10 protein-coding genes are annotated in these 12,093 nt (G+C 68.2%); 8 read left to right on the top strand and 2 right to left on the bottom strand.

What is annotated here, in order from left to right:
* Window positions 1–35 precede the first annotated feature (35 nt).
* The 8 genes from ACK8GG_RS18335 (at window position 36) to ACK8GG_RS18300 (ending at window position 9,486) form a co-directional block, all read left to right on the top strand.
* The gene (locus tag ACK8GG_RS18335) at window positions 36–1,289 is read left to right on the top strand and encodes an ATP-binding protein (RefSeq protein ID WP_440349830.1); all 1,254 of its coding nucleotides are present in this window, start codon (window positions 36–38) and stop codon (window positions 1,287–1,289) included.
* On the top strand, window positions 1,286–1,972 hold the full coding sequence (locus ACK8GG_RS18330) for a response regulator (RefSeq protein ID WP_440349738.1): 687 nt from the start codon (window positions 1,286–1,288) through the stop codon (window positions 1,970–1,972). Before ACK8GG_RS18335 ends, ACK8GG_RS18330 begins: the two co-directional genes overlap by 4 nt.
* A gap of 190 nt (window positions 1,973–2,162) precedes the next feature.
* Window positions 2,163–3,371 carry a thioester domain-containing protein gene (locus tag ACK8GG_RS18325; protein ID WP_440356859.1) on the top strand — a complete coding sequence of 403 codons (1,209 nt, stop codon included), beginning with the start codon at window positions 2,163–2,165 and terminating at the stop codon, window positions 3,369–3,371.
* A 418-nt stretch (window positions 3,372–3,789) separates the two neighbouring features.
* Window positions 3,790–5,385 (top strand): peptide ABC transporter substrate-binding protein, encoded by a 1,596-nt coding sequence (locus ACK8GG_RS18320; RefSeq protein WP_440349736.1) that lies wholly within the window; start codon window positions 3,790–3,792, stop codon window positions 5,383–5,385.
* A 103-nt stretch (window positions 5,386–5,488) separates the two neighbouring features.
* On the top strand, window positions 5,489–6,499 hold the full coding sequence (locus tag ACK8GG_RS18315; RefSeq protein ID WP_440349735.1) for an ABC transporter permease: 1,011 nt from the start codon (window positions 5,489–5,491) through the stop codon (window positions 6,497–6,499).
* Window positions 6,492–7,436 carry an ABC transporter permease gene (locus tag ACK8GG_RS18310; protein ID WP_440349734.1) on the top strand — a complete coding sequence of 315 codons (945 nt, stop codon included), beginning with the start codon at window positions 6,492–6,494 and terminating at the stop codon, window positions 7,434–7,436. The genes ACK8GG_RS18315 and ACK8GG_RS18310 overlap by 8 nt, the downstream gene beginning before the upstream one ends.
* Before the next feature lie 6 nt (window positions 7,437–7,442).
* Window positions 7,443–8,483, top strand: coding sequence for an ABC transporter ATP-binding protein (locus tag ACK8GG_RS18305; protein WP_440349733.1), 1,041 nt, complete (start codon window positions 7,443–7,445; stop codon window positions 8,481–8,483).
* Entirely contained in the window at window positions 8,476–9,486 is a 1,011-nt protein-coding gene (locus tag ACK8GG_RS18300) for an ABC transporter ATP-binding protein (RefSeq protein ID WP_440349732.1), read from the top strand. Before ACK8GG_RS18305 ends, ACK8GG_RS18300 begins: the two co-directional genes overlap by 8 nt.
* An 83-nt stretch (window positions 9,487–9,569) precedes the next feature.
* On the opposite strand, the gene ACK8GG_RS18295 is transcribed toward ACK8GG_RS18300, so the two are convergent.
* Together ACK8GG_RS18295 and ACK8GG_RS18290 are read right to left on the bottom strand one after the other, a co-directional pair.
* Window positions 9,570–9,914: a chorismate mutase gene (locus ACK8GG_RS18295; protein ID WP_440349731.1), complete on the bottom strand. Its 345-nt coding sequence runs from the start codon at window positions 9,912–9,914 to the stop codon at window positions 9,570–9,572.
* A gap of 291 nt (window positions 9,915–10,205) precedes the next feature.
* The gene (locus tag ACK8GG_RS18290; RefSeq protein ID WP_440356858.1) at window positions 10,206–12,062 is read right to left on the bottom strand and encodes a bifunctional metallophosphatase/5'-nucleotidase; all 1,857 of its coding nucleotides are present in this window, start codon (window positions 12,060–12,062) and stop codon (window positions 10,206–10,208) included.
* Window positions 12,063–12,093 lie beyond the last annotated feature (31 nt).

Below are 12,093 nucleotides of genomic sequence, written 5' to 3'. Positions count from 1 at the left end.
ACACCTGTGCCGCCGTACGAGCAGGAGGTCCCGCGATCACCACCGCGATCGGCACGCCGCGCCTCTACCGGTCCCGTCACGATCGGCTGGCGGCGGGCGTGGCAGTCGCCCTCGCCGACCATCTGGGCCTGTCGGTCGCCAAGGTGCGGGTCGCCTTCGCCGTCCTGGCCGGCCTCAACGGGCTCGGCGTGCTGCTCTACGTGGTCTTCTGGGCGGTGCTGCCGCTGTCGCCGGAGGACGGCCGCCGGGAGTCGAGGCGCGACCTGGCGCAGCTGCTGCCGTACCTCGGGATCGCCGTGGGGGTGCTGCTGCTGGAGCGGGCGCTGCGCGCTCCCGAACTGCTCGGGGGCGCCGGCGGCTGGCTGGTGGCGATCATCGCCATCGGCGCGGCGGTGATCTGGCACCAGTCGCAGCCGCACCGCCGCTGGCACTGGGCGGCCACCGGTGTGCCGTGGCTGGGGCGCTGGCTGGAGGCCAACCCGCGTACTGCCTTCATCCTGCGTTTTGTCTGCGGTGGGCTCCTGGTGGCGCTCGGGATTGTCGGCGTCGTGGCGGTCTACTCGCCGGTGCAGGGGCTGAGCTTCGTCGTCAACGGTGTGCTCTTCGCCCTGGTCGGACTCGCCGGGGTGGGGCTGGTGGCGGCGCCGGTGCTCTGGCGCAGCATCACCGCGCTGCGGGCCGAGCGGGAGGCGCGCATCCGGGAGCAGGAGCGGGCCGAGCTCGCCGCGATGGTGCACGACCAGGTGCTGCACACGCTGGCGCTGATCCAGCGCAACGCCGCCGACAGTGCAATGGTGCAGCGGCTGGCGCGTGGTCAGGAACGGTCACTGCGCAACTGGCTCTACAAGCCGACCGCCTCGGCGAACGAGCGGCTCTCGGCGGCGCTGGAGGAGGCCGCCGCGGAGATCGAGGACACCTTCGCGATCACCGTCGAGACGGTGGTCGTCGGAGACCAGGAGACCGACGAGCGGGTCCGCGCGCTGGTCGCGGCGGCCCGCGAGGCGCTGGTCAACGCGGCCCGGCACGCCGGGGTGCAGACCGTCTCCCTCTATGCGGAGGTGGAGCCGGAACAGATCAGCGTCTTCGTCCGGGACCGGGGTGCCGGGTTCGACCTGGCCGGGGTGGAGGAGCATCGGCACGGGGTGCGCGGCTCGATCATCGGGCGGATGGACCGGCACGGCGGACGGGCGGAGATCCGTTCCGCCCCGGGCGAGGGCACCGAGGTACGGCTGACGTTGCCGCTCGCGCGGGACAACGGCAACGGCAACGGTGAGAGGGAGCAGTCATGACGGGCGAGCAGCCGGCGACGCCGGAACGGGAATCGACCGGGCAGCGGCGGTTGCGGGTCTTCCTGGTCGACGACCACGCGATGTTCCGTGCCGGGGTACGCGCCGAACTCGGTGCGCACGTCGAGGTGGTGGGGGAGGCGAGCACGGTCGCCGAGGCGGTGACCGGCATCGGGACGCTGCGCCCGGACGTGGTCCTGCTGGACGTGCACATGCCCGACGGGGGCGGTCGCGCGGTGCTGGAGGCGATCCGCAAGTCCCACCCGCAGGTGCTCTTCCTGGCGTTGAGCGTCTCGGATGCCGCCGAGGACGTCATCGGGCTGATCCGGGCCGGTGCCCGCGGCTACGTCACCAAGACCATTTCGGCGGCCGACCTCGCCGACGCGGTACGCCGGGTGGCCGACGGGGACGCCGTTTTCAGCCCGCGGCTGGCGGGGTTCGTGCTGGACGCGTTCGCGGCCCGGCCGCACGCGCCGGTCTCCGATCCGGAGCTGGATCTGCTGACGAACCGGGAACGTGAGGTGCTGCGGTTGCTGGCCCGTGGCTATGCGTACAAGGAGATCGCCCGGGAACTGTTCATCTCGGTCAAGACTGTGGAGACGCACGTCTCGAACGTGCTGCGGAAACTGCAGATGTCCAACCGTTATGAGCTCTCCCGCTGGGCGGCTGACCGGCGGCTCGTCTGAGGCGACTGTCCGATAAGGACATTTTTCGGGGTTCCGGTGATCACGGGGCTGACAAATTGCTGCTCGGCAAGCAATAATGCGAGCGGCTTCCATGCCCTGCGGCGACTTTCGTCGTCCTGCATGGATTGCCCGTCACCCTTCACCCACTCGAGTCAGCTCGGGTGCATCCCTCTGGGAGAGGTACGTCCTGATGTTCGGACAATCTGCAAAGCGCTGGATGCGGGGGGCTGTCGTCGCCCTCGCCGGCGCGGCTCTGACCCTCGGAATGGCAGCCCCGGCCGCCGCCGAAACGCCCGCCACCGGCAAGCCGACTTCGCTTGATGGCAGCAGGGTCAAGCTTCGGTTCGAGGGCAAGGGGAAGGACGGTAACCACTTCGCCAACAGCGTCAAGGCCGTCTCCCAGCTCCAGCTCACCGTTGACGGCAAGACGGTTCCCGTCTACTGCATCGACTTCCACACCGCCGTGAAGATCGGCGGGGTGTACCAGGAGGACGCCTGGGACGAGTCGCGGGTGCGCAACCTCGCCAAGGTGCAGTGGGTGCTGGCGCACAGCTACCCGAACGTCGACTCCGGCAAGATCGTCGCGGCCGCCAAGGTGACCGTGCCTACCAATCTCAAGCAGGGTGAACTGGACAACCTGCTCTACTTCGGCGCGCAGACTGCCATCTGGCAGCTCAGCGACGAGGTCAAGCTGGCCTCCTGGGTCGAGGGCAAGGACCTGCTCGACAAGGAGAAGTACTCCGTCATCCAGGGTGTGCGCGACTACCTCATCGCCAACGCCACCGACCAGCCGGAGCCGCAGCCGACGCTGAGCATCGACCCGGCTTCCGCTTCGGCCACCGTCGGCGGCAAGGCCGGCCCCTTCACCGTCGCCGGCCCCGCCGGTGACATCGCCCTGACCGTCAACGGCGGCACCGTTGTCGACGCCGAGGGCAAGCCGGTCACCGCTGCCGTCAACGGCGGCCAGTTCTGGCTGACCCGCGACGAGCCGGGCGAGGTCACCGTGACCGCCGCCGCCAGCGGTTCGCTCTCCTTCGGCCGTGTCTTCCTCTACACCGGGGGTGCGGACAAGGCGCAGAAGCTGATCCTGGGCACCACCATCGGCTCGAAGGTCACGGCGAAGGCCGCCGCCACCTTCACCCCGGCCCCGGTGGAGACCCCCTCCGAGTCGCCGAGCACCCCGGTGGAGTCGCCCAGCACGCCGGCGGAGAGCCCCTCCGAGTCGGCCCCGGCCGTGCCGTCGGAGTCGCCGGCCGCCCCGGGGGCCGGTGGCGGCGGTGACCTGCCGCTGACCGGCGCCGCGACCACCGGGATCGTCCTGGCGGGTCTGGCACTGCTGGCCGCCGGTGCGGTCGCCGTGGTGATGGTGCGTCGTCGCCGCGTGACCTTCTCCGCCTGATCCATCTCCCGCGAAGGGCCCCGGCGCTGCTGACAGCGCCGGGGCCCTTCGCCGTGCGGGGTCGGCCGACCGTCCGGTCCGGACACCCGTACGGGCATTTCTGATCTCCGATGCGGCAATTCCGATATCCACCGATCGGTCTTTCACTGCCCGTAGCCGTCGTCTGGGCGCAGCGCAGACTGGTTGCTGAGAGTGAGGGCGGGGAAAGTCACATTTGTCCGCACGGTAAGGCGTCGTTGGTGATCAATAACCACAGCGCAGGGGGCAAAATCCATTGATGTACCTGCGCTTTTGCAGTATCGGCGGCGCATCGGCCAACTAACGGGTTGATAACGGCACCTTCACGTTCCGGGGCGGTAGGTGTCACAGTGGCACTCGACTCACAACCCCCTCGTGAGCGCCCAGAGGAGGCACTCCCATGCGCGGGAAAACCCTGAAGGTGGCGGTCGCTGCGACCGCCATCGCCATGCTCGCCACCGCTTGCGGTGGCAGCTCCGACGATTCGAGTTCAAGTGCAGGTGGCGAGCTCCGCGTTTACGCATCGGAGCCCGCTTTCCTGACCCCGTCCGGCGGTGACGACGAGCCGTCGATCTACGTGATCCGCCAGCTCTACCGCGGTCTGGTCAAGTACGACACCAAGACCGGCGAGCCGGTCAACGACCTTGCCGAGTCGATTGAGTCGACCGACCAGAAGAACTGGACGATCAAGCTCAAGCCCGACTACGTCTTCGACAACGGCGAGCCGGTCAACGCCGACTCCTTCATCCGCAGCTGGAACTACGCCGCGTATGGGCCCAACGCCCAGAACAACGGCTACTTCATGAAGCGGATCGCCGGCATCAAGGACGTCACCTCCGAGGACCCGAAGGCGGAGCCGAAGGCCAAGGAGCTCTCCGGCCTGAAGAAGGTCGACGACCTCACCTTCACGGTCGAGCTGACCGAGGCGTTCTCCGGCTTCCCGGCGACCGTCGGCTACTCGGGCTTCTTCCCGATGGCCCAGGCCTGCATCGACGACATCAAGGCCTGCAACGAGAAGCCGATCGGCAACGGCCCGTACAAGATGGATGGCGAGTGGCAGCACAACCAGCTGATCACCGTCGTCAAGAGCGACACCTGGAAGGGTGACGCCGGCAAGGTCGACAAGATCAGCTACCGGATCTACACCGAGATCGACGCTGCCTACTCGGCCTTCCAGTCGGGCGAGCTCGACGTGATGTACACCATCCCGCCGGCGCGCTACAAGGAAGCCAAGCAGCAGTACGGCGACCGCATGTACGAGCAGCCGGGTGACAGCTTCACCTACGTCGGCATGCCGCTCTACGACGACAACTTCAAGGACAAGCGCGTTCGCCAGGCGCTGTCGCTCGCGATCGACCGCCAGTCGATCATCGACGCCGTCTTCGACGGCCGCTTCACTCCGGCGGCCGGTCTGATCGCTCCGACCTTCGAGGGTGCCCGTCCCGACGCCTGCGAGTACTGCAAGCAGGATGTCGACCGGGCGAAGAAGCTGCTCGAGGAGGCCGGCGGCTGGAAGGGTGGCAAGCTCACCCTCTGGGCGAACGCGGGCGCCAGCCACGAGAACTGGCTGCAGGCCGTTGGTGACCAGATCAAGGCCAACCTGGGTATCGACTACGAGCTGAAGGTCAACCTCCAGTTCCCCGAGTACCTGGACACCGCCGACAAGAAGAAGTTCACCGGCCCGTTCCGTCTCGGCTGGGGCCCGGACTACCCGGTGTCGGAGACCTACCTCTCGCCGCTGTACGGCAGCGGTGGCAGCAGCAACAACAGCGGTTACGTCAACCCCGAGTTCGACGCTCTGATCACCCAGGGCAACGGCGCGGCGGGCGACGAGGCCACCAAGTTCTACAACCAGGCCGAGGACCTCGTGCTCGAGGACCTGCCGGTCATCCCGATGTGGTTCAGCAAGATCGCTGCGGTCTACGGACCGAACGTCCAGGACTTCGTCTGGAACCCCATCTCGGACGCTGACTACAGCTCGATCACCGTTAAGTAGTAGTGATCAGTCTCTAACTGGTCGTAGTCGTCCAGGACGTGGCGGCAGCAGGCTTCCCACGAGGACCTGTTGCCGCCACGTTGGCGCCGAGAGGAGTCCCCGCATGGGGCGCTATATCATCCGACGGTTGCTCCAGTTCATCCCCACGGCACTGGGCACCATGCTTCTGTTGCACTACATCACCTCGCTGGCGATCCAGTTCTCGGGCAACCCGGTGCGGGCGCTCTTCGGTGACCGCCAGCCCGACCCGGCCATGGTCGCGGCGATCACCGAACGCCTCGGCTATGACGATCCCTGTCTGTCGCAGAAGGGCAACCCCTGCTTCGGGCTCTTCTGGGACCGGCTGCAGAACGTGTTCCTGCACTTCGACTTCGGGATCAACCTGCGTCAGCAGGACGTGACCGACCTGGTGGCGAACGCGCTTCCGTTCACGCTCAAGATCGTCGTCGTGGCGGTCATCTTCGAGGCGATCGTCGGCATCACCGCCGGTGTCATCGCCGGCCTGCGTGGCGGCAGCTTCGCCGACTACCTGGTCAAGATCTCCACGGTCTTCCTCATCTCGGTGCCGATCTTCGTTCTCGGTATCGTCGTCCGCGAGTACGTCGGCGTGAAGTTCGGCAACACCCTGCGGGGCGTCGACTGGATTCCAGATGTGATCTCCAGCGGTGTCTTCGCCTCCGGCTACAAGCTGGAGTACCCGTTCGCAAGTCTGATCATCCCGGGCCTGGTCCTCGGAGCGACCTCACTGGCGACCACGGCGCGGCTGACCCGGACCAGCATCATGGAGAACATCCGGGCCGACTACGTCCGCACGGCGAAGGCGAAGGGTCTGGCGAACAAGCGCGTCGTCGGGGTGCACACCCTGCGCAACTCGCTCATCCCCGTCATCACCTACCTCGGCGTGGACCTGGGCGGACTGATGGGTGGCGCGGTCGTCACCGAGACCATCTTCAACGTCCCGGGCATCGGCCGGCTCGTCACCCAGGCCGCTCGCAGCGGTGAAGCGCCAGTGGTGATCGGCGTCGTCACGATGCTCGCCCTGGTGTTCCTGGTGACGAACCTGATCGTGGACCTGCTCTACGCCGTACTCGACCCGAGGATTCGCTATGAGTGACCTGACCAGTGCCGGCGCGGCGGTCGGCGGCGAACCGGCCAACCTGACTCCCACGGGTGCCCCGCCCAGCGGCAGCGGCAGCGGCAAGGAGAAGAGCGCCAGCCTCTGGGCGGACGCGCGACGCCAGCTCGTCCGCGACCCGGTTTTCGTGGTCGCCTCGATCTACATCCTGATCGTCGGCTCGATGGCGCTCTTCCCGTGGCTCTGGACGAGCAAGGACCCGGCTGCCTGCGACGTCAAGTTCACCCGTATCGCCCCGAACGCGGAGTACATCTTCGGCACCAACATCCTGGGTTGCGACTACTACGCGTTCAACATCTACGGCGCGTACCCGTCATTGGCGATCGCGGTCCTCGCGACGGCCGGAATCGTCGTGGTCGGTGGCCTCGCCGGCCTGCTGGCAGGTTACTTCGGCGGCTGGGTGGACGCGATCATCTCCCGGATCATGGACATCTTCTTCTCGCTGCCGTTCCTGCTCGGCGCGATCGTCTTCCTCGTCGTGATGAAGAACCAGACCATCTGGACGCTGTCCTTCGTGCTGGTTGTGCTCGCCTGGCCGACGATCGCCCGGATCATGCGAAGCAGCGTGATCTCGTCGAAGAACCTGGACTACGTGCACGCGGCCAAGGCCGTCGGCGCCTCCAACGGCCGCCTGATGTTCCGGCACATCCTGCCGAACGCGATCGCGCCGATGCTGGTCTACGCCACGATCACACTGGGCAGCTTCGTCTCCGCCGAGGCGACATTGACCTTCCTCGGCGTCGGCCTGCAGCCTCCGGACCAGTCCTGGGGCATCGCCATCTCGCAGCACCAGGTCTACTTCCTGGAGGACCCCTGGCTGCTGCTCTTCCCCTGTGGTCTGCTGGTCGGCACCGTGCTCTCCTTCATCCTCATGGGTGACGCGCTCCGCGACGCCCTCGATCCGAAGCTGCGGTGATGTGCCATGACCAAGACTGACGTGACCGCCAGCATCGACGCTCTGCCCAACCTGGACCACAGCGCGCCGCTGCTGCAAGTGAAGGACCTGCACGTCGAGTTCCGCACCCGCAACGGTCTCGCGCACGCCGTCAACGGCGTCAACCTCAGCCTGCAGGCGGGGGAGTCGCTGGCGATCCTCGGTGAGTCGGGCTGCGGCAAGAGCGTCACCGCCCAGGCGATCATGGGGATCATCGACTCCCCGCCCGGGTACATCACCCAGGGTGAGATCTTCTACCGCGGCGTGGATCTGCTCAAGCTGCCCGAGGCGCAGCGCCGCAAGGTGCGCGCCAACAAGATTGCGATGATCTTCCAGGACGCCCTCTCGGCGCTGAACCCGGTCTTCACGGTCGGTTTCCAGCTCGCCGAGCTGTTCCGCAAGCACCGCGGGATGTCCCGGCAGGAGAGTCGCCAGCGCGCGATCGAACTGCTCGATCTGGTCAAGATCCCGGCTGCGAAGCAGCGGATCAACGACTACCCGCACCAGTTCTCCGGCGGCATGCGGCAGCGAGTCATGATCGCGATGGCGCTGGCGCTCGACCCGGAGGTGCTCGTCGCCGACGAGCCGACCACCGCCCTGGACGTCACGGTCCAGGCCCAGATCATGGCCCTGCTGGCCGAGCTCCAGCGGGAACGGAACATGGGCCTGATCCTCATCACCCACGACATGGGCGTGGTCGCCGACGTCGCGGACCGCATCTCGGTGATGTACGCCGGCCGGGTGATCGAGGAGGCGGGGGTGCACGACATCTACTCGACGCCGGCACACCCGTACACCAAGGCGCTGCTGCAGTCGATTCCGCGGATCGACCTCAAGGGCCAGGAACTCCACGTCATCAAGGGCCTGCCGCCCGCGTTGACCGACATTCCGGCGGGCTGTTCGTTCAACCCGCGCTGCGGATACGTCCAGGATGTCTGCCGTGCCGACCCGCCGCCGCCGCGCTACCCGGTGGCACCGGGTCGCACCTCGGCCTGCCACTTCTGGAAGGAGGTCAAGGGCGATGAGTGACTACGTCCTGGAGACCAAGGACCTGGTGAAGCACTTCCCGCTGACCACGGGCATCCTCTTCAAGAAGCAGATCGGCGCGGTCCAGGCCGTCGACGGCATCAACCTGCAGCTGCGTCGCGGCGAGACCCTCGGCATCGTCGGCGAGTCCGGCTGCGGCAAGTCCACCCTGGCCCGGCTGCTGGTCGGGCTGGAGACGCCGACCTCGGGCGCGATCACCGTGCGGGGCAAGGACATCAGCCGCCTCAAGGGCGGGGAGATGCGCCGCTACCGGCGCAACATCCAGCTGGTGATGCAGGACCCGTACACGTCGCTGAACCCGCGGATGACCGTCGGCGACATCATCGGTGAGCCCTTCGATATCCACCCCGAGGTGGTGCCGAAGAGGGACCGCCGCCGCAAGGTGCAGGAGCTGCTCGAGCTGGTCGGCTCCAACCCCGACCACATCAACCGCTACCCGCACCAGTTCTCCGGCGGCCAGCGCCAGCGCATCGGCATCGCCCGGGCACTGGCCCTGCAGCCCGAGATCATCGTCTGCGACGAGCCGGTCTCCGCGCTCGACGTGTCGATCCAGGCCCAGGTGGTCAACCTCCTGAAGCGGCTCCAGAACGAGCTCGGCCTGTCGTACATCTTCATCGCCCACGACCTGTCGGTGGTGCGCCACATCGCCGACCGGGTCGGGGTCATGTACCTCGGCAAGATCGCCGAGATCGGCACCGAGGACGAGATCTACGAGCGCACCACCCACCCGTACACCCAGGCGCTGCTCTCGGCGGTGCCGGTGCCGGACCCGAAGCTGCGTGGTCTGCGTGACCAGATCGTGCTGGAGGGGGACGTGCCCTCGCCGGCCGACCCGCCCTCAGGCTGCCGCTTCCGCACCCGCTGCTGGAAGGCGCAGGACATCTGCGCCGTCGAGTCGCCGGCGCTGACGGTGCGCCCCGGCTCGGACCACCCGAGCGCCTGCCACTTCGCGGAGGTCCGCGACGTGGTGCACGCGGTGGAATAGCAGCAGGGAAAGCCTCCTCAGGGAGTGCGGGGCGTCGGTCGCGGTCTTGCGGCCGGCGCCCCGCGCCGTTGGCGGCATCGCGGTCAGAGCGGTCCGCGGCCGGCGCGCAGCAGCAGCAGCGCCAGCTGCGTGCCGTCGGCACCCAGTTCGGTGCGGAAGTGCTCCAGAATCTCCCGCTCCCGGGCGAGTACCAGCCGGGTGCCGCCGGAGGCCATCCGGGTCGCACCGACCTGCTTCGAGAGGTCCGCGCGCTCCCGCCAGAGCGCGATCAGGGTCTGGTCGATCTCGTCGATCCGCTTGCGGATCGCCTGGATCTGCGCGGCCGCGTCCGGGGCGTCCGTGCCGGTCTGGGCCAGCGCGGCGGGCGTCGGCGCGTTCTTCGGCTCGGCGCCGGTGGCGCCGTTGGTCTCCTGCACGTCTGCAATCATCGGATACCTCTCACGGGTCTGGACCCGGCGCCGGGAACCCGGGAGCCGAAAAAGCCCCGGGCTCCAGGAGCCCGGGGCTTTTCGTAGGTCTTTCGATCAGGCGCGACCCACGGCTGCCGGACTCCCGGAGCCGTAAAAGTAGAAGCGCTGGCTGATCACGTCGTCGAGTATGCCGACCACCGGTCCGACCGCGCAAGCATTCGGAGCGGAAAGTGCCCCTTCCGGTGGGAGGAAGGGGCACTTCCGATCAGCGCGGACCAGCGATCCGATCAACGCCGAGCGGCGAACCGCTCAGCCGAGGCGGACGATCCGGTCGGCCGGCCCCGGAGCGATCGGCGTGCCGGCGCCCAGGTACGCCACGAGCGCGTCGAGGTCGAAGCCCGGAGCGTAGACCCGCTCCGTACCGGCGGTCAGCGTGGTGAACCCGTCGCCGCCGTTGGCCAGGAAGTCGTTCGTGGTGACCCGGTACGTCGCGGCCGGGTCGATCGCCACGCCGTTGAGCGTCATGGCGCTGACCCGCGAGCCCGCCGACGCGCTGCTGTCGTACGCGTACGAGAAGCCGGCCGAGACCTGCAGCACCCGCTGGTTGGTCTGCCCCTGGAAGCCCGGGAACTGCTGCTCCAGCACCGCGGCGAGCTGCGCCCCGGTGAAGGTCTGGGTGACGACCAGGTTGTTGAACGGCTGCACCGCGAAGGCCTCGCCGTAGGTCACCTGACCGGGCGCCTCGCCACCGGCGGAGGCGTCGTAGGTCAGCGGCGCCCGGATGCCGCCCGGGTTCATCAGGGCGATCTGCGCGCCGGCGCCGGCGGTGTAGGCGAGCTGCGCGTCGGCGATGACGTCGCCGAGCGGGCTCTCCTGGTTGGCGCGCACGTCCCGGACGATGTCGCCGGTGATCTCGCCGACCACCCGGTTGGCGAGCGGGGCGACAGCGGCTCGGTACTTGTCGGCGATCCGCTTGGTCTTGCGGTCCACCAGCGCCGGGTTCAGCACGAAACTGCCGCTGTCGGTGCGCTGCCAGCTGCCGTCTGCGTTGCGGACGCCGTTGGCGACCACGATGTTGCGGGCGCTGATCTCGGTGAACCGGCCGCTGCGGCGGTCCAGCGAGTAGTCGACGTCGGTGATCAGCTGGCCGTTGTTGCCGGCGCTGGTGACGACGGTCTGCGTGCCGGCCGAGTTCGGCAGGGAGCAGGTGTAGTAGCGGTGGGTGTGGCCGGAGACGACCAGACCGTACTCGCCGCGCAGGCCGGCGACGATCTCCTTCACCGGTCCGGAGAAGTTGTTGCAGTCGGAGATGCCGACGGTGCCGTTCTGCTGCCCGCCCTCGTGCAGCAGCAGCACCAGCGCCTCGACGCCGCGGGCCTTGAGCTCACGGGCGTACCTGTTGGCGGTGGCGACCTCGTCGAGGAAGTCGACCTCGCTGATGCCGGCCGGGTTGACGATGTCCGGCGTGCCCTCCAGGGTCAGGCCCACGAAGCCGACCTCGACCCCGTTGACCTTGCGGATCTCGTACGGCGGCAGGATCGGCTTGCCGGAGTCCTTGTAGACGGTGTTGGCGGCGAGGTAGGTGAAGTCGGCACCGGCGAACCCGTCGCCGTCGGCGCAGCCGTCGACCGGGTGGCAGCCGCCCCGGGTGAGGCGCAGCAGCTCGTCGACGCCCTCGTCGAACTCGTGGTTGCCGACCGAGCTGATCTCCAGCCCGACCTCGTCCATCAGCTCGATCGTCGGCTCGTCGTGGAAGGCGGCGCTGACCAGCGGCGTCGCGCCGATCAGGTCACCCGCGCCGACGGTGACTGACTTGCGTCCCTCGGACTTCGCCTCGGCCCGCAGCTTCTTGAGCCAGGTGGCCAGGTATTCGACCCCGCCGGCCGGGGTGCCGTCGACCGCGGCGCCGCTGCCGGTCGGCGGGTCGATCGCGCCGTGGAAGTCGTTGTAGCTGAGGAAGTTGGCCTTGACGGCCTTTCCCTGCGACTTGCCCTTGCCGTGACCGTGCGCGACGGAGATCGCGGAGACGGTGTTCCACTCCTCGGTCGTCGGCGGCGCCTCGTCGGTGCCGGCGGCCAGTGGCAGGCCGGCGACGAGGGCCAGGGCGAGGGCTGGTGCCGCGAGGTGACGCAGCGTCAGCCGCCCGCGCGAGCGGGGTTGACTCATGATGTGTGCTCCCAGTGTGTACGGGAAGGGG

The sequence above is a fragment of the Melissospora conviva genome, assembly GCF_049523535.1.
GTDB lineage: Bacteria > Actinomycetota > Actinomycetes > Mycobacteriales > Micromonosporaceae > Melissospora > Melissospora conviva.
Note: the sequence above shows the minus strand (reverse complement) of the source record. Positions and strands in the feature narration are given on the sequence as shown.